Annotated in this window: 11 protein-coding genes; 5 read left to right on the top strand and 6 right to left on the bottom strand. The window is 70.5% G+C overall.

What is annotated here, in order from left to right:
• Positions 1-24: 24 nt before the first annotated feature.
• Both afsK and kbpA read right to left on the bottom strand, forming a co-directional pair.
• Positions 25-2,538 carry a protein serine/threonine kinase AfsK gene (gene afsK / locus IAG44_RS23415; protein ID WP_187749030.1) on the bottom strand — a complete coding sequence of 838 codons (2,514 nt, stop codon included), beginning with the start codon at positions 2,536-2,538 and terminating at the stop codon, positions 25-27.
• Positions 2,539-2,813: 275 nt separating this feature from the next.
• Positions 2,814-3,581: an AfsK-binding protein KbpA gene (kbpA, locus tag IAG44_RS23410; RefSeq protein WP_187749029.1), complete on the bottom strand. Its 768-nt coding sequence runs from the start codon at positions 3,579-3,581 to the stop codon at positions 2,814-2,816.
• 133 nt (positions 3,582-3,714) lie between these two features.
• Between kbpA and IAG44_RS23405 the strand changes: the two genes are divergently transcribed.
• Complete coding sequence (locus IAG44_RS23405; protein WP_187752834.1) at positions 3,715-4,350, top strand: TetR family transcriptional regulator; 636 nt, start codon at positions 3,715-3,717, stop codon at positions 4,348-4,350.
• 69 nt (positions 4,351-4,419) lie between these two features.
• Here the strand turns inward: IAG44_RS23405 and IAG44_RS23400 are convergent, their stop codons facing one another.
• Both IAG44_RS23400 and IAG44_RS23395 read right to left on the bottom strand, forming a co-directional pair.
• Positions 4,420-4,893 (bottom strand): nitroreductase family deazaflavin-dependent oxidoreductase, encoded by a 474-nt coding sequence (locus IAG44_RS23400; protein ID WP_187749028.1) that lies wholly within the window; start codon positions 4,891-4,893, stop codon positions 4,420-4,422.
• Positions 4,890-6,056: an acyl-CoA dehydrogenase family protein gene (locus tag IAG44_RS23395; RefSeq protein WP_187749027.1), complete on the bottom strand. Its 1,167-nt coding sequence runs from the start codon at positions 6,054-6,056 to the stop codon at positions 4,890-4,892. The genes IAG44_RS23400 and IAG44_RS23395 overlap by 4 nt, the downstream gene beginning before the upstream one ends.
• A 90-nt stretch (positions 6,057-6,146) precedes the next feature.
• Between IAG44_RS23395 and IAG44_RS23390 the strand changes: the two genes are divergently transcribed.
• Complete coding sequence (locus tag IAG44_RS23390) at positions 6,147-7,307, top strand: thiolase C-terminal domain-containing protein (protein ID WP_187749026.1); 1,161 nt, start codon at positions 6,147-6,149, stop codon at positions 7,305-7,307.
• Positions 7,308-7,313: 6 nt separating this feature from the next.
• Here the strand turns inward: IAG44_RS23390 and IAG44_RS23385 are convergent, their stop codons facing one another.
• Positions 7,314-7,823, bottom strand: coding sequence for an ATP-binding protein (locus IAG44_RS23385; RefSeq protein ID WP_187749025.1), 510 nt, complete (start codon positions 7,821-7,823; stop codon positions 7,314-7,316).
• Between the two features lie 222 nt (positions 7,824-8,045).
• On the opposite strand from IAG44_RS23385, the gene IAG44_RS23380 reads away from it, so the two are divergent.
• Both IAG44_RS23380 and IAG44_RS23375 read left to right on the top strand, forming a co-directional pair.
• Entirely contained in the window at positions 8,046-8,852 is an 807-nt protein-coding gene (locus IAG44_RS23380) for a helix-turn-helix domain-containing protein (RefSeq protein WP_246562004.1), read from the top strand.
• A gap of 8 nt (positions 8,853-8,860) precedes the next feature.
• On the top strand, positions 8,861-9,055 hold the full coding sequence (locus IAG44_RS23375) for a hypothetical protein (RefSeq protein ID WP_187749023.1): 195 nt from the start codon (positions 8,861-8,863) through the stop codon (positions 9,053-9,055).
• A 71-nt stretch (positions 9,056-9,126) separates the two neighbouring features.
• On the opposite strand, the gene IAG44_RS23370 is transcribed toward IAG44_RS23375, so the two are convergent.
• Positions 9,127-16,671, bottom strand: coding sequence for a DUF7507 domain-containing protein (locus tag IAG44_RS23370; RefSeq protein WP_187749022.1), 7,545 nt, complete (start codon positions 16,669-16,671; stop codon positions 9,127-9,129).
• 219 nt (positions 16,672-16,890) lie between these two features.
• Between IAG44_RS23370 and IAG44_RS23365 the strand changes: the two genes are divergently transcribed.
• Complete coding sequence (locus IAG44_RS23365) at positions 16,891-17,925, top strand: expansin EXLX1 family cellulose-binding protein (RefSeq protein WP_187749021.1); 1,035 nt, start codon at positions 16,891-16,893, stop codon at positions 17,923-17,925.
• Positions 17,926-17,942 lie beyond the last annotated feature (17 nt).

The raw sequence follows: 17,942 nt of genomic DNA, 5'->3' as shown, positions 1-17,942 counted from the left end.
TCACCGACCACCGCCCGCCGACCCCTACGCCGGCCGAGCCGTCCCCGTCCCCTTCTCCGCGTCCAGCGCGTACACGCACCGGTCCTTGCTGCACGCGTACACGACCCCGTCCCGTACGACCGGAGAGCCAGTGATCTCCCCGCCGGTCGCGAGCTTCCACCGCAGCCGACCGTCGTCGGCCTTGAGCGTGTAGAGCAGGCAGTCGGTGGACCCGAAGTGGATCCGCCCCTCGGCGACGGCGGGCGACCCGACGATGTCCCCGCCGGCCTGGAACCGCCACTTGGGCGTCCCGGTCACGGCGTCGAGCGTGTAGAGCCCCTTCCCGCTCCCCACGTGCACGTGCCCGGCCGCCACCAGCACGGGGTCGATGGACGACCGCGCCTCGGTGGCGATCCGCCACCGGTCACGCCCGTCGGCCGCGTCCAGCGCGTAGACGGTCCCGAGGTAGTCGGCGAGGTAGACCCCGCCCCCGGTGACCGCGGGTCCCGGCACGAAGGCGGGCGGCGACAGGAACGCGGCCGGCGCCTCGAAGTGCCAGCGCACCATCCCCGTCGCGATGTCGATCGACAGCACCCGCGTACCCGCGGAGACGTACACGTTCCCGTCCCCCGCGGGGGTTACCCGTACGGGTACGCCCCCGCAGGAGGCCGCGTCGCCGATGGGGTACGACCAGCGTTCGTCACCCGTACGGGCCTCCAGGGCGCGCAGCCGGGCGTCCTGCCAGACGTACACGGTGCCGTCGTGCAGCACGGGCCCGGCCTCGGGCGCCTCGAAGTCGGTCTGGCAGCCGCCGATCTCCCACAGCTTCTGCCCGTTGGACGCCTCCCAGCCCTGCACCCCGCCGCCGCGCGTGCCGGTGACGATGGTGCCGCGCTCGGCCTTGAGGGAGTACACCCAGGCGTCGGCGGGCAGCCGCCACAGGTCACCGCCCTCGCGGGCGTCGAGGGCGAAGAGGGTCGGCCCGTCGGAGGCGTGGACGCGGCCGTCCGCGACGGCCATCGACCAGGCGACGTCGCGCGTCTTGAACCGGCGCCGGCCGGTAGCGACGTCCAGCGCGTGCACCTCGAAGGAGGTGACGTACACGAGGTCGCCGTCGACCTCGGGCGTCCCCCACACGTCGTTCGACATGCGGAACCGCCACGGCCGCCAGCCGGGCGGCGCCTCCGAGGGCGGGGCGGGCAGCGCGGGCGCGCCGGTCACTCCACCGGCCCCGGGGGCCGCCCCTACGGGATCCACCCCATTGGCCCCGGCGGCTCCGGCCGCGCCGGGCCGTACCCGCGTCCAGGACCCCGTGAGGCCCGGGTCGGGCACGGGGGCGCGGACGGCGGCGGTCGCCCGGATGTCGGAGATGCGCGGGCCGGGTCCGATGGGGACCGGGGCCCCCGCGAGTCGTACGGGTCCGGTGTCGGGGCTGCCGACCGGCGCGGGGAACGGCGCGGGTCCGGCGGGCCTCGGGGGTACTACGGGGGCTACGGGTCCCCTGGCGGGCCCCGCGGCACCCCCGGGACCCCCAGCACCCCCGGCGCCCCCTACGGGTCCTGCGGGTACTACGGGATCGTGCGACGGCGGAGGCGGCAGCGCCGGCCGCGACGACAGGTTGACCCCGCCCCGCCCGGACCCGCCACCCGCCGGTCTGGGCGGCCGTCCGCCCCTACGGGTCTCGATCATCGTGACGGCCTTCTCCGGCAGCCAGGCCGAGGCCGTCCCGCTGTCGTCGGACCCGGACCCGAACAGGTGCGGCGCGAGCTGCGCCTGGAGGTCGGCCGGGTTGGGCCGGGCCGTGGCCTCCATCTGCATGCACGACTCGATGAGGGGCCGCAGCTCGTCCGGCAGTCCCTCCAGGTCAGGGCCCTCCCGCAGCAGCATGAAGACGGTCTCGACCGGGTTCGCGCCGTGGAACGGCGGATGCCCGGTCGCGGCGAAGACGAGCATCGACCCGAGCGAGAACACGTCGCTCGCCCCGGTCACGCTGCGCGAGTCCTTCGCCTGCTCCGGCGACATGTACGCGGGGGTGCCCACGGCCACGTTCGTCATGGTCAGACGGGTGTTGGAGACCCCGGAGGCGATACCGAAGTCGATCACCCGGGGGCCGTCCTCGACGACGAGGACGTTGGACGGCTTGAGGTCGCGGTGCACGAGCCCCGCCCCGTGGATGGACTGAAGCGCCTCCGCGACGCCGGCCGCCAGCCATCGCACCGCCTGGGCCGGCAGCGGCCCGCAGTCGTTCACTATCTCTTCGAGGGAGGGCGCGGGAACGTACGCGGTCGCCAGCCACGGCACGGCCGCGCGCGGGTCCGCGTCGACGACGGCCGCCGTGTAGAAGCCGCTGACGGCGCGCGCCGCCTCGACCTCGCGCGTGAAGCGCACGCGGAAGAGCTGGTCCTCGGCCAGCTCGGTGCGCACCGTCTTGATCGCCACGCGCCGGCCCGACGCGGAGCGCGCCAGATAGACCAGCCCCATGCCGCCGGCCCCCAGCCGTCCCAGCACCTCGAACGGCCCGATCCGCCGCGGATCGTGCTGCGTCAGCTGATCCACCACTTGCCTGCCACCTCCCCGTACGGGCCGCGCTAGCCACGTTTCCACGCGACCCCGTGCAGCGTCTCACCACCGCACCGCCATGGCGGCACGCACCCCTGATTCTTCCTGGCCGGGCGGCCGGTTGCGAACCCGGTGAAAAATGGGGCGTCAATCCATCTATCGGAACAATTCCTCCGGATCAAGGCTGGTCCAACGGTGGTAACCCGCAGGTTTCGACCCTGTCGTACCCCCGAGACACCCCTGATCCGACGCCGAAAGTGCCGAAACCGCGACTCTCACCGCTGCAACAACGCGAACGACGCCCCTTGATTGTCCGACACGACGGCGGCGACCCCGTAGGACGTCGGGAACGGCCCCGCCTGGACCCGCCCGCCGAGCCGGACGACGGTCCGGACGGCGACGGCGCAGTCCTCGACCCCGAAGTGGACGACGAAGTGCGGGGGCATCTCGGCGGGGAAGACGTCGGAGACGGGGGCCCGGCCGAAGTCGGGGCGGGCGTCGGGGCCGAACAGGGCCTCGTGGAAGAGCCCGCCGTAGAAGGAGTTCACGGTCTCGATGTCCCGGGCGTACAGCTCGGCCCAGACGAAAGTACTAGGGGTGTGACGGGCCCCGAAGCCGGCGTGGCGCCCGGCCTGCCAGAGGCCGAACACGGCCCCCTCGGGGTCGGTGACCAGGGCGGCGGTGCCGAGCCGCCCGACGGGGAAGGGGGCCATGACGACCTGCCCGCCGACGGCGATGATGCGCCCCGTGGTACGGCGGATGTCGGGGGCGGCGAAGTAGACCGTCCAGACGGTGGGCATACGTCCGTCGGACTTGGGAGTGAGGGCGGCGACCGGACGGCCGTCCTTGAGCGCCCACAGGGCGCCGCCGTGGGCCATCCCGGGGTCGTCGGGCTCGGTGAAGGTCCACCCGAAGAGCTCACCGTAGAAACGTTTCCCCGCGTCGAGGTCGCCGAGCTGGGCGTCGACCCAGCAGGGGACGCCCTCACCGAAGGCGCCCGCGGCGCCACCCTCTCCGTACCCCGATGCCCTGTTTTCGGCCATGCGCCCAAAGTAACGGCGCGGCCCGCACCGCGCAGACCAGCGGGACCCTCCCCGGGAGCGGGTCGCACCCCATTTGGATCGGCCGAATCGCGCTCCGATCACCCCTCGGTAAGCTGACGGCATGACAGGACAAGTGCGTACCGTCGACGGCCGCGTAGCCGGTCGGCGTGGGCAGGCCACGCGGCAGAAGCTGCTGGACTGCCTCAGCGAGATGCTCAGCTCCTCTCCCTACCGGGACGTCAAGGTCATCGACGTGGCCCGGAAGGCGGGTACTTCGCCCGCGACCTTCTACCAGTACTTCCCGGACGTCGAGGGCGCCGTCCTGGAGATCGCCGAGCAAATGGCGGCGGAGGGCGCGGGGTTGACCGAACTCCTCGCGGGCCGCTCGTGGGTGGGCAAGGCCGGCTGGCAGACCGCGCAGGAACTCGTGGACGGTTTCCTGGAGTTCTGGCGGAAGAACGAGGCGATCCTGCGGGTGGTCGATCTCGGGGCGGCCGAGGGCGACAAGCGTTTCTACAAGCTCCGGATGAAGATCCTGAACTCGGTGAACAACTCCCTCGCGGACACGGTCGCGGAGTTGCAGTCCAAGGGCAGGGTCGACAAGGACGTGAACCCGGCGGCGGTCGCCGGTTCCCTCGTCGCCATGCTGGCCGCCGTCGCCTCGCACCAGAAGGGTTTCACCACCTGGGGCGTGAAGCAGGCCGAACTCAAGCCGAATCTGGCGCTGTTGGTGCACCTCGGCATCACCGGCAAGAAGCCGACGAAGTAGGCGTGCAGACCTGACTCGTCCTGTCTCAGCGGGCGGTGGTTCACCTGGGTGGGCCATCGCCCGTTGCCGTCACGACGCCGTGACCCTGAACAGGCGGATCTCGCGGTCGATCCGCGCCTGGTACGTCGCGTACGGCGGCCAGAAGGCGAGCGCCGCCCGCCATGCGGCGTCCCGTTCCGCGCCCGTCAACAGCCGGGCGGTGACCGGGATTTCGGTGCCCTTCCAGTTGACCGACGCCTTCGGGTGGGCGATGAGGTTGGCGGTCCACGAAGGATGCCCCGGGCGGCCGAAGTTGGAGCCGACGAGCAGCCAACTCCCGTCGCCCTCGGGCATGCAGGCGAGCGGTGTGCGGCGGGCGAGCCCGCTGCGGGCGCCGGTCGAGGTGAGGATCGTGCCCGGCAGCAGTTGCGCGCTCAGCAGCACCTTGCCCCGGCTGAGCCGGTGCACGGCGCGGTCGAGCGCGGGGATGACGCGCGGGCCGACTCGGCTGAACACCCGTGTGGACGAGACGCGTTGGACGATCCGGACGCCGAAGCTGGTCACGCGGTCACTCCCTTTTCCGTGAAGACGTGGGCGGTGTCGGCGGCGTGCGCGCGCAGCCGGTGTGCCGGGCCGAACAGCGCCTCGTCGCCGGCGGCCCGCTTGAAGTACAGGTGCGCGTCGTGCTCCCACGTGAACCCGATGCCGCCGTGCAGTTGGATCCCCTCGGCGGCGGCGAGCCGCAGCGCGTCGAGGGCCTGCGCGAGCGCGAGTCCGCCAACCGCCTCCCGTCCGGCCGCCCATGCGGCGTAGTACGCGGCCGACCGCGCGGCCTGCACCCGCACGTAGACGTCCGCGAGCCGGTGCTGCACGGCCTGGAAGGACCCGATCGGACGTCCGAACTGCTCGCGCCGCTTGACGTGTTCGACGGTCATCTCCAGCACGCGCCCGGCCGCGCCGACGGCTTCGCAGGCGAGGTGCGCCGCGAACACCTCCCCGGCCGAGGCGAGCGGACCCAGGACGTCGACGTCGTCCCCCAGCAACTCGGCGGGAACATCCCTCAGTTGGACGCGCCCGAGTGGCCGTGTGACGTCAACCGCGGTATGCCGCACCCGCGTCACGCCGGGCGCGTCCCCGTGGACGAGGAACAGCCGCACCCGGGACCGGGCGAACCCGCCGCAGTGCGCGGCGACGACCAGCAGCCCGGCGCTGTGCCCGTCGAGGACGCGCACGGCCTCCCCGTAGAGCCGCCAGCCACCGTCACGGGTCCGGGCCTGGACGCCCCCGGCGCGCCCGCCTCCGGCCCAGTCGCCGTCGTTCCCGCAGGTCAGGGCGAGGGCGTCGACGGGAGCGGCGAGGGTGGCGGTGAGCCGTCCGGCGGCGATGCGGGGCAGGTGGGCCTCGCGTTGCGCGGCACTGCCGAGGGCGAGGATCAGCGGGGCGGCGAGGACGGAGGTCGCGAGCAGCGGGGACGGTGCGAGCGCGTGCCCCAATTCCTCTCCGGCGAGGGCGAGTTCGAGTGTGCCGCAGCCGACCCCGCCGTACTTGTCCGGCAAGGCGAGTCCGGGCAGGCCGAGTTGGGTGGCGAGGGCGTCCCAGAGGGCGGGGTCGTGTCCGGCGGGGGTCTCGACCGCCGCCCGCAGCTCGGCGGAGCCGCAGCGTTTTCCGAGGAGTTCGCGCAGGGTGCGCCGGATCTCGTGCTGTTCGGCGGTGAGGCTGGCGTCCACGGGTCCCCCAGGGTCCAGGATCTGACGACTCGTCATACCAAAGTGCCGACGCATATTGAAGAGAGCCGATCTGATGTACCGTCAGATTTCATGACGCGCAAGGTAGCTGTGGTGGGCGCGGCCCTCTCCGACTGCGGACGCCTCGACGACACGACCCCCTACGCCCTGCACGCCCAGGCGGCCCGGCGCGCGCTGGCCGACGCCGGTCTGGACCGGAGCGCGGTCGACGGCTTCGCGTCCGCCGGACTCGGCACGCTCGCGCCGGTCGAGGTCGCCGACTACCTGGGCCTGCGGCCGACTTGGGTCGACTCGACGTCCGTCGGCGGCTCCACGTGGGAGGTCATGGCCGCGCACGCCGCCGACGCGATCGCCGCCGGACACGCCGACGTCGTCCTCCTCGCCTACGGTTCGACGGCGCGGGCGGACGTGCGGGCGGGGCGGCGCACCGGCACGCTGTCGTTCGGCGGCCGGGGGCCGAGCCAGTTCGAAGTGCCGTACGGGCACACGCTGATCGCGAAGTACGCGATGGCCGCGCGGCGCCACATGATCGAATTCGGCACCACCGTCGAGCAGTTGGCGTCGGTCGCGGTCCAGGCCCGCGCGAACGCCGTCCTGAACCCCGAGGCGATGTTCCGGACGCCGATCACCGAAGCGGACGTCCTGGACGGGGAGTTGATCGCCGACCCCTTCACCAAGCTGCACTGCTGCATCCGCTCGGACGGCGGCGCCGCGATCCTGCTGGCGGCCGAGGAGTACGTGCGGGACTGCCGCTCGACCCCCGTCTGGGTGCTGGGCAGCGGGGAGCACGTCTCGCACGCGAGCATGTCGGAGTGGGCGGACTTCACGGTCTCCCCGGCCGCGGTGAGCGGCCGGATCGCCTTCGAGCGGGCGGGAGTTGGCCCTGGTGAGATCGACTTCGCCGAGATCTACGACGCGTTCACCTATATGACACTGGTGACCCTCGAAGACCTCGGCTTCTGCGCCAAGGGTGAGGGTGGCGCCTTCGTCGACAAGGGCCGGCTCCTCGTCGAGGGCGGCGAGTTGCCCGTCAACACGGACGGCGGCGGCCTCTCCGCCCAACACCCCGGTATGCGGGGGCTGTTCCTCCTGGTCGAGGCGGTCCGGCAACTGCGAGGCGAGGCGGGCGCGAGGCAAGTCCGGGGGCGGGAGGGGGACTTGCCCCGGCTGGGGGTGGCCTCGGGGACGGGCGGGTGGTTCTGTTCGTCGGGGACGGTGGTGCTGGGGCGGTGACCCCCCTCACCCCTTCGAGTACCTCTCCGCCCCCTCCCTCGGCAGGGTGGCCCACATCTTCGTGCCGCCATTGAAGGCGCTGGCGGGCCCGATGCCCCAGTCGCCCCGGCAGGCGCCGATGACGCGGTCGAGGAGGTCGAGCGAGGTGCAACGGTGGTCTTCACAGGCGGACTTGAGGTGGCGGTTGGTGTGCTGCGGGTGGTCGTCGAAGAGGGTGACGTACAGGGCGTCCTCGCGGTAGCGGAGGGAGAGGTAGATCTCCTTGCCGGGGGTGAACCGGCAGGCGCAGGTGGTGAGTTCGCTGACGGTCTGGACGGCGGCGTCGGTGATCGCGGTGAGGGAGTGGACGTTGAGGATGGCGCGGGTGGCGTGGCGGGCGACGCCGGGGGTCTGGAGGTCGGCGGGGAGGGTGAAGCTGTAGCGGAGGTCGGTGGGGAGGCAGGGGATGAAGGCGAGTTGGGTGGGGCCGAGGCGGGGGGACCGGCAGATCCCGTCTCCGGGCATGTCGATGGGCACGGCAACTCCCTTGTGGCACGTGGGGATTGAGACGGCTCTGTGATCGAGCCACGACTGAATGTAGGGAGTTGTTCCGTTAACTGTCCATCGGTTCTCGAATAATTACCCCACCCGTGTTGGACTGGACTACCTTGCCCACGGCAGACTTGGGCCGATCACACGCGCGTTAGGGGCAGCATGGTCACGAGGAACACGCCGACCCAGCGGCAGAGGCGCTTGGGCATGGAGATGCGCAAGATGCGCATGGCGGCGGACGTCACCACCGAGTACGCGGCCGGACTCCTCGGCATCGACCGGACCCGCCTGTCCAACATGGAGTCGGGCATCCGCACGTTCTCTGCCGACCGGGTGCGCACACTCGCCTGCAACTACGAGTGCACGGACGAGGATTACGTCAGCGCACTGGTCGCCATGGCCGAGCACAAGGAGCGCGGCTGGTGGGAGCAGTACCGGGGTTCACTGCCCGCCGGCCTGCTGGACATCGCGGAGTTGGAGTGGCACACCACGCGGCTTCGCGCGGTCCAGTTCATGCACCCGCCGGGCCTCCTCCAGACCGAGGAGTACGCACGCGGCATCTTCGGCGCGGGGCTGATCCCCATCAGCCGCTTGGAGGTCGAGCTGAGGGTCGCCCACCGCATGGCCCGGCAGCAGGTCTTCGACCGGCCCGCCCCGCTCTCCCTCACCACGTACATCCACGAAGCCGCCCTGCGCATGCGTTTCGGCAGCATCGAGGCCACCAGGAACCAACTCATCTACCTGGCCGAGCAGTCCGAGCGCGACACCGTCGAAGTCCGCGTCATCCCGATGACCGTGATCGACTTCCCCGGAGCCGGGCACACCATGGCGTACGCGGACGGCCCCGTCCCCCAGCTCGACACCGTGCAGCTGGACTCCACGAGCGGCCCCGTATTCACCGACGCGGACGCCCAACTCGCGAAGTACCGTGCACATATGACCTGGATGGACTCCGCCGCACTGCCACCGGCCGCCTCGCGCGACTTCATCCTCACCGTCGCCCGAGAACTTTGAGGACCACCATGCACAGCGACATCACCTGGGAAGAACCGTTCTGCCAGGAAGGCTCCGCCTGCTTCAGACTCGGCACCGACACCTCCGGCAACGCCTACATCGCCGTCGCCGGACAAGAAGACACCCCCCTCACCGACTCCCGCGAAGCACTCCGCGCCCTCATCCTCGAAATCAAGGCCGGAAAAGCCGACCACCTCCTCTGAACCCGCCTCCCCCCAACGCCGAACGGGGCGCCCGCCAACCGGCGGACGCCCCGTTTCTCACACGGTCACCACTACCCGCGTCGGCGCCGCACCACCAGCAGCAGCACCCCACCCGCCGCGGCCAGCGACACCGCGAGGCCGATCAGCACCGGGCTGAAGTCCTCACCCGTCTCCGGGAGTTCCGGCGTCGGCGGCGGCTCCGTCGTCACCGTGACGGTCGAAGTCGGCGGCTGCGGCGGCGGGTTGCCGCCGGGGACGCGGGCCGTTCCCGTCGCCGCGTTGGTGATGCGGCTGGACTTCGCGTCCGCCTCGGTCACCTGGTAGGTGGCCGTGCAGGTGACGCGCTGCCCGGGGATCAACTTGGCCGCCGAGTCGGGGCAGTTGATCGGGGAGATCTTGCCGGTGCCGGTGAACTCCCCTTCCACGGGCCGCGCGTCGAGCAGCGTCACGTTGCCCGTGTTGGCCAGCAGGAACGAGTACGTGATCGTCTCGCCGGCCTTCACCTTGCGGTCGGGCGACGCCGTCTTCGTCACCGACAGGCCCGGCTTGGGGTCCGTGGGGACCGTGGTCCTGCCGGGCGGCGAGGTGTACGGCGGCCCGGCGGGCGGAACCCCGGTGCCGGTGGCCGAGTTGTCGATGGTCCCGGCGTCGACGTCGTCCTGCGTGACCTCGTACGTCGCCGTGCACGTCACCGACGCGCCCGGCGCCAGCGACTTCGCCCCGTCCGGGCAGGAGACGTCTGACAGAGTGCCCGACCCAGTGAACTCGCCCTCCTGCACGGCGACTTCCTTCATCGTGACGTTGCCGGTGTTGGTCACCACGAACGAGTAGGTGATCGTCTCACCCGCCACGAGCCGGTTCTTGTCGGCCGACTTCACGACCGTCAGCCCCGGCCGCGCGTCGGACGGCACCTTGGTCGTCCCCGGCGGCGAGGTGATCGGGTCCCCGCCGAGCGGCGGCTCGCCGGTCACGGTCGCGGAGTTCTCCAACTGCCCCGCGTCGACGTCGGCTTGGGTGACGACGTAGGTCGCCGTGCAGGTCACCGACGCACCCGGCGCCAGCGACTTCGCGGCGTCCGGACAGGTCGGCGCGGACAGGACGCCCGTGCCGTTGAAGTCGCCCTCGTGCACGGTGACGTTCGTCAGCGTCACGTTCCCGGTGTTGGTCGCCTTGAAGGAGAAGGTGATGGTCTCGCCGGCCACCAACTCATTCTTGTCGGCGGTCTTTTCCACCGTCAGACCGGGCTTGTGCGTCCCGGTGATCGTGACCGGCGGCGCCGGCGGCGAGGACGTCGGCGTGTTGGTACCCGGCGGAACGGCGGTCCCGGTCGCGGAGTTGGTCAGCTTGCCCGCGTCCACGTCCGCCTGGGTGACGACGTAGGTCGCCGTGCAGGTCACCGACGCACCCGGCGCCAGCGACTTCGCCCCGTCCGGGCACGTGATCGCCGACATCGTCCCCGTACCGCTGAAGTCGGCGTCCTGGATGGTCACGTTCTTCAGGGTGACGTTCCCGGTGTTGGTCGCCTTGAAGGAGTACGTGACCGTCTCGCCGACCACCAGGTCCGACTTGTCGGCGCTCTTCTCCACCTTCAGACCTGGCTCCGGAGTACCGGTGATCGTGTTCGGCGGGCTCGGCGGCGACTCGATCGGCGTGTCCGTCCCCGGCGGAACACCGGTCGCGGTCGCCGTGTTGGTCACCTTGCCCGCGTCCACGTCGGCCTGAGTGACGACGTACGTCGCCGTACAGGTCACCGACGCACCCGGCGCCAGCGACTTCGCACCGTCCGGACACGTGATCGGGGAGAGCTGCCCCGTACCGCTGAAGGTGCCCTCCTTGACGGTGACGTCCTTGAGAGTGACGTTCCCGGTGTTCGTCGCCTTGAAGGAGTACGTGACCGTCTCCCCGACCACCAGGTCCGACTTGTCGGCGCTCTTCTCCACCTTCAGACCGGGCTCCGGAGTACCGGTCACGGTCGTAGTACCCGGGGGGTAGTCCTGCGGGGTCGTGCTACCCGGAGGCGTGCCCGTAGGGGTCGCCGAGTTGGTGAGCTTGCCCGCGTCGACGTCCGCCTGCGTGACGACGTACGTCGCCGTGCAGGTCACCGACGCACCCGGCGCCAGCGACTTCGCACCGTCCGGGCACGTGATCTCCGACAGCTCACCCGTACCGCTGAAGTCCCCTTCCTTCACCGCCACGTCCTTCATCGTGACGTTGCCGGTGTTGGTGACCTTGAACGAGTAGGTGACGGTCTGGCCCACGACCAGGTCCGTACGGTCCGCCGACTTCTCCAGCTTCAGGCCCGGCGTCCGGGTCCCGTCGATCGTGGAGGGCGTGGGCGGCGACTCGATCGGCGTCGTCGTGTTCGGCGGAACGCCGGTCGCCGTCGCGGAGTTGGTGAGCTTGCCCGCGTCCACGTCGGCCTGCGTGACGACGTACGTCGCCGTGCAGGTCACCGACGCGCCGGGCGCCAGCGACTTCGCCCCGTCCGGGCACGTGATCGCGGACATCGTCCCCGTCCCGCTGAAGTCGCCCTCCTTGACGGCGACGTCCTTCAGCGTGACGTTCCCGGTGTTCGTCGCCTTGAAGGAGTACGTCACCGTCTCCCCGACCACCAGGTCCGACTTGTCGGCCGTCTTCTCGACCTTCAGCCCCGGCTTCTGGTCCACGGTCACCGTGCTCGTCCCGGGCGGCGAGGTGACGGGCGTGTCCCCCTGCGGAGGTACGCCGGTCGAGGTGGCCGAGTTGGTGATCTTCCCGGCGTCCACGTCCGCCTGCGTCACCGTGTACGTCGCCGTACACGTGGTCGACGCGCCCGGCGCCAGGGACTTCGCGCCGTCCGAGCAGACCGGGGCCGACATGCTCCCCGTACCGCTGAAGTCGCCCTCCTTGATGGTGACGTCCTTGAGAGTGACGTTCCCGGTGTTCGTCACCGTGAAGGTGTACGTGATCGCGTCCCCGAGGACCACCTGCGTCTTGTCGGCCGCCTTCACGACCTCCAACGCCGGCTTCTGGGTCCCCGTGATCGTGTTCGGCGGGCTCGGCGGCGACTCGACCGGCGTGTCCGTCCCCGGCGGAACACCGGTCGCGGTCGCCGTGTTGGTCACCTTGCCCGCGTCCACATCAGCCTGCGTCACCGTGTACGTCGCCGTACACGTCACCGCCGCACCCGGCGCCAGCGAACCGGCCGGGCAGGTGACGGCGGACATGGTCCCCGACCCACTGAACTCGCCTTCCTTCACGGCGATTTCCTTCAGCGTGACGTTGCCCGTGTTGGTCACCTTGAACGAGTACGTGACCGTCTCCCCGACGACCAGGTCCGTGCGGTCCGACGACTTCTCCACCTTCAGCGACGGCGTCTGCGTCCCCGGCACCTTCGCCGTCGACGGGTCCGACGTGATCGGCGTGGTCGTCCCCGGCGGAACACCCGTGCCCGTCGCCGAGTTGGTGATCGTCCCCGCGTCCACGTCCGCCTGCGTGACGACGTACGTCGCCGTGCAGGTCACCGAGGCGCCGGGCGCGAGCGACTTCGCCGCATCGGGGCAGCTCGGCGCCGAGAGGGTACCCGTACCGCTGAAGTCGCCCTCCTTGATGGTGACGTCCTTCAGCGTGACGTTCCCCGTGTTCGTCGCCTTGAAGGAGTACGTGATCGTCTCCCCGACGACCAGGTCCGTCTTGTCGGCCGTCTTGACCACCGTGAGGCCCGGCGTCTGCGTACCCGTCAGGGTTGACGTACCTGGGGGGTAGTCCTGCGGGGTCGTGCTACCCGGAGGCGTACCCGTAGGGGTCGCGGAGTTGGTGAGCTTGCCCGCGTCCACGTCCGCCTGCGTGACCACGTAGGTCGCGGTGCAGGTCACCGAGGCACCGGGCGCGAGCGACTTCGCCGCGTCCGGGCACGTGATCGCCGACATCGTCCCCGTACCGCTGAAGTCGCCCTCCTTCACCGACACGTCCGCCATCGTGACGTTGCCGGTGTTGGTGACCTTGAAGGAGTAGGTGACCGTCTGCCCGACGACCAGGTCCGTACGGTCGCTCGACTTCTCCACCTTCAGCGCGGGCTTCTGGTCCACGGTCACCGTGGTGGTCGTCGGCGGCGAGTCCACCGGCGTCGTGCTGTTCGGCGGAACGCCGTTGGCGGTGGCGGAGTTGGTGACCTTGCCGGCGTCCACGTCGGCCTGCGTGATCGTGTACGTCGCCGTGCAGGTCGTCGACGCGCCGGGCGCCAGCGACTTCGCGCCGTCCGAGCAGACCGGGGCCGACATGGTCCCCGTACCGCTGAAGTCCCCCTCCTTGATCGCGACGTCCGTCATCGTCACGTTCCCGGTGTTGGTCACCGTGAAGGTGTAGGTGACGACGTCCCCGAGGGCCACGACCGTCTTGTCGGCGGCCTTGGTGACCTTCAGCGCCGGCTTCTGGGTGCCGGTGATCGTGTTGGGCGGGCTCGGCGGCGAGTCGATGGGTGTGGTCGTGCCCGGCGGGACGCCGTTGGCCGTCGCCGTGTTGGTCACCTTGCCCGCGTCCACGTCCGCCTGCGTGACGACGTACGTCGCCGTGCACGTCACCGCCGCACCCGGTGGGAGCGAACTCGCCCCGGCGGGACAGGAGATGGCGGACATGCTGCCCGTGCCGGAGAACGAACCCTCCTGCACGGCAACGTTCTTGAGCGTCACGTTGCCGGTGTTGGTGACCTTGAACGAGTACGTCACCGTCTCACCGACGACCAGGTCCGTGCGGTCGGAGGACTTCTCGACCTTCAGGGACGGCGTCTGCGTCCCGGGGACCGTCGTCGTGGACGGCGGGGAGTTCGTCGGGGTGGTGCTGTTCGGCGGAACGCCGGTCGCCGTCGCGGAGTTGGAGAGCGTGCCCGCGTCCACGTCCGCCTGCGTGACCTTGTACGTCGCCGTGCAGGTCGTCGAGGCGCCCGGCGCCAGCGTCGTCGTCGGGCAGGAGATCGCGGAGAGCGTGCCGGTGCCCGTGAAGTCGCTGTCCTGGACGGCGATGTCCCGCATGGTGACGTTGCCGGTGTTGGTCACCTTGAAGGAGTAGGTGATGGTGTCCCCGAGGACCAGGTTCGTGCGGTCGGCGGACTTCACGACGGTCAGCGCGGGCTTCGGGGTCCCGGTGATGGTCGTAGTACCCGGGGGTGAGGTGATGGGGGTGGTGGTATTAGGGGGCGTCCCCGATGCCGTCGCCGTGTTGGTGAGCTTCCCGGCGTCCACGTCCGCCTGCGTCACCGTGTAGGTCGAGGTGCACGTCGTCGACGCGCCCGGCGCCAGCCAGTTGGCGGGGCAGGTGATCGCCGACATGGTGCCGGTGCCGGAGAAGCTGCCCTCGTCGACGGTCAGGTTGGTGAGGGTGACGTTGCCGGTGTTCGTGGCCTTGTAGGAGTACGTGACCGTCTGCCCGACGACCAGGTCCGTGCGGTCGGCCGTCTTGACGACCGTCAGCGCGGGCTTCTGCGTGCCGGTGATGGTGTTCGGCGGGCTCGGCGGCGACTCGACCGGCGTGTCCGTCCCCGGCGGAACGCCGGTCGCGGTCGCCGTGTTGGTCACCTTGCCCGCGTCCACGTCCGCCTGGGTGACGACGTACGTCGCCGTGCAGGTCACCGACGCGCCGGGCGCCAGCGAACTCGCGGCGGCCGGGCAGGAGATCGCCGACATGGTGCCCGTACCGCTGAAGGTGCCCTCCTTGGGAGTGACGTTCTTCAGGGTGACGTTGCCGGTGTTGGTGACCTTGAACGAGTACGTCACCGTCTGCCCGACGACCAGGTCCGTGCGGTCGGACGTCTTGACGACCGTCAGCGCGGGCCTCTGGGACGTCGTCACCGTCGTAGTACCCGGGGGTGAGGTGATGGGGGTGGTGGTATTAGGGGGCGTCCCCGATGCCGTCGCCGCGTTGCTGATCTTCCCGGCGTCCACGTCGGCCTGGGTGACGGTGTACGTCGCCGTGCAGGTCACCGAGGCACCCGGCGCGAGCGAACTCGCGGCGGCCGGGCACGAGGGCGTCGGCTTGGTGCCGGTGCCCGAGAAGGTGCCCTCGGCGACGGAGACGTTCCTCATCGTCACGTTGCCGGTGTTGGTGACCTTGTACGAGTAGGTGATCACGTCACCGACGACGACGTTCTGCTTGTCCGCCGTCTTCGCCACCGTCAGCGCCGGCCTGGCCGTGAACGGGACGACGACGGTCGACGGAGTCGAGGTGACGGGCGTGCCGTTGTTCGGCGGAGTCCCGGTCGCGGTCGCGGTGTTGGAGATCGTCCCCGCGTCGACGTCCGCCTGCGTCACCGTGTACGTCGCCGTACAGGTCAGCGAAGTGCCGGGCGCCAGTTGGACGTTGGGACAGGTCACGGTGGGGGTGCCGCCACTGCCGGTGAACGCGGTCTCGTTGATCCTGACCGGACTCAGCGTGACGTTCCCGGTGTTGGTGACCTTGAACGAGTAGTGGAGCGTCTGCCCGGCGTTCAGGTCGCCCGTCTCGGCAACCGTCTTCTCCACGGTCAGCGCCGGATTCTGGGTGGCCGTGACCGTCGCCGTCGAGGAGTTCGAGACCGGCGCCGTCATACCGCTCGGCGGGGTCGCCGTCGCCGTCGCCGTGTTGGTGACCCGGCCCGCGTCGACGTCCGCCTGGGTCGCCGTGTAGGTCACCGTGCAGGTGACCGACGCGCCCACCCCGAGGGAACCCGTAGGACAGGAGACCGACGGCTTGGTGCCCGTACCCGAGAAGGAGGACTCGTTGATCCTGGGGTTGGTGACAGGTACCTCTCCGGTATTGGTCACCTGGTAGGAGTACGTGACCGTGTCCCCGGCCTTCGCGATCTGGCTCGGGGAGGCCGACTTGGTGAGGGAGAGGGAGGTGGTGGCAGGGGTGATGCCGAGGATCTGGTTGAACCCGTCGAGGTTGTTGCCGCTGCCCTCGTACCCGTAGTACAGGGTCAGGCTGGTGATCGTCGGGGTCGTCGTGGCGATGTCGTAGGCGCCGCAGCCGAAGATGCCGCAGCTCGATCCGTCGCCCGGAGAAGTGCCCACGTACTGCTGCGGGTTGACGATACCCACGGTGCTTGAGCCGTTCCAGATCCCCATGCGAGGGCTCTGCGAACCGGACGAGTCCAGGCTGAACGTGCCGGACGCGAGGGTGACCGGGTGGTCGTGATAGCTCGCGATCGTCGTCGACGAGGTGTACCCGCCCACGGCACCGATGTAGAGGATCGGCGTCCTCACCGGCTGCGAGAACGTGTAGGTGATCGAACCACAGCCGCTCGTCGCGGTGTTGGTGCAGTTCGCGATGCCGAGCCGCAGCGCCGACGTACCGCTCGGGAGGTACGACGGACGGGTGCCGGTGAAGATGATGTCGCCCTGCGTAGGCGCGTTCACCGCCCCGCCCACGGTCGCGGTGACGACGACACCGCTCGGCGTGGTGCCGGTCGCGGTGTTACCGCTGATCGACCAGTTCGCCGGATACTCCGACCCCGCCGGGACCGCCGCCGCCACGGGCGCCCACACGGGCGGCAGCCAGGACAGCAACAGCGCGAGGACGGCCACCACGGCGGCCAGGAAATGCCGGGAACGCGGCCTGTCCGAGCCGCCGCCTCTCCAGCGCGCGGACGTTCTCTGACGCCTCATCAACTGCTCCCGCCTCTTGGCTCACCAGCGAAGACTCCCGTCACAACGGCTATCTCTTACCATCGGGATTTAATTAACCAGAAAGGCATAAATATGTGTCTTTCGACGAATCCCCCGTACGGGCCCCGAGACGGGCGGGACATTCATACGATCGGCCCGGCAACCTTTGGGGGACCTGTGGCCACTGAGGAGTAGCCCCACCCGACCTAAGGACTACGCGTGGTATCCACATCGCACCGGCGCAGCCGGCCCCGTCGCCTGTCCGGCGCCCTCATATCCGTCATCGCCGTCGCGGGCATCGCCCTGGTGGTCTCGCTGGTCGTCGCGTTCCGGCCGGGCGGCGGGTCCCACGGGGGTGACGAGAACGACGCGAAGGCGCGCGCCGGTGCGGGGAGCGTCGTGGAGGAGCGGTCCGGGCAGTCCCCGTACCCCTCGGGCAGCCCCTCCCCTACCTCCTCGGTATCCCCCACCCCGAGTACTACGGGTTCCCCCTCGGCCTCGCCCTCCGGGTCCGCCCCCGCCGCGAAGCCCTCTCCCACGCCCACCGCCACCCCGCCCGTCCGCGCGCGAGCCGGTTCCGGTGCGGGCGGCGGGTCGGGCTCAGGCACCGTCGCCGCCGCCGGAAGCGCCGACGCCCCGCTCGCCGGCCGTATCGAGCCCGGCCGGACGTACCAGGGCGTCGCCACGGCGTACGACATCGGCAACGGCGACGGTGCCTGCTCCTTCGGGCCCACGAGCGACGTCATGACCGCCGCGATGAACACCGCCGACTACGAGACGTCCAAGGCGTGCGGCGCGTACGTGCGGGTCAACGCGGGCGGCGCCGCCATCACCGTGCGGATCACCAACGAGTGCCCGGCGCCCTGCGCGCCCGGTCAACTCGACCTGAGCCAGCAGGCGTTCGCGAAGCTGGCGCCGCTGTCCACCGGGCGGATCCCGATCTCGTGGAGCCTGGTCAGCCCGGGTGTCGACGGGAACCTGTCCGTGCGCTACAAGACCGGGTCCTCGCAGTACTGGTGCGGGATCATGGTCATCGGGCACCGCAACCCGGTGGCCCGCCTGGAGGTGCGCAGCGGGGGTTCGTGGCTGCGGCTCGCGCGGACCGATTACAACTACTTCCTGTCGGAGCAGGGCGCCGGGTGCGGCGGGTCGCTGCGGATCACCGACATCTACGGGGAGCAGCTGGTCGTGGACGGGATCGCAGTGAAGGCGAACGTCGTGCAGTCGACGGGGGTGCAGTTCCGGCAGCGGTGAGCCCCGTAGCTCCGGAG

Source organism: Streptomyces roseirectus, from assembly GCF_014489635.1.
Classification (GTDB): domain Bacteria; phylum Actinomycetota; class Actinomycetes; order Streptomycetales; family Streptomycetaceae; genus Streptomyces; species Streptomyces roseirectus.
The sequence above is the reverse complement of the archived record's forward strand: the minus strand, read 5'-3'. Positions and strand labels throughout refer to the sequence as shown.

Bases quoted from the DNA above. Each gene is read 5' to 3' on its own strand.
- kbpA (WP_187749029.1), bottom strand. From the start codon at position 3,581: ATGGCCGAAAACAGGGCATCGGGGTACGGAGAGGGTGGCGCCGCGGGC.
- IAG44_RS23380 (WP_246562004.1), top strand. From the start codon at position 8,046: ATGGAGATGCGCAAGATGCGCATGGCGGCGGACGTCACCACCGAGTAC.
- IAG44_RS23390 (WP_187749026.1), top strand. From the start codon at position 6,147: ATGACGCGCAAGGTAGCTGTGGTGGGCGCGGCCCTCTCCGACTGCGGA.
- IAG44_RS23370 (WP_187749022.1), bottom strand. From the start codon at position 16,671: ATGAGGCGTCAGAGAACGTCCGCGCGCTGGAGAGGCGGCGGCTCGGAC.
- IAG44_RS23375 (WP_187749023.1), top strand. From the start codon at position 8,861: ATGCACAGCGACATCACCTGGGAAGAACCGTTCTGCCAGGAAGGCTCC.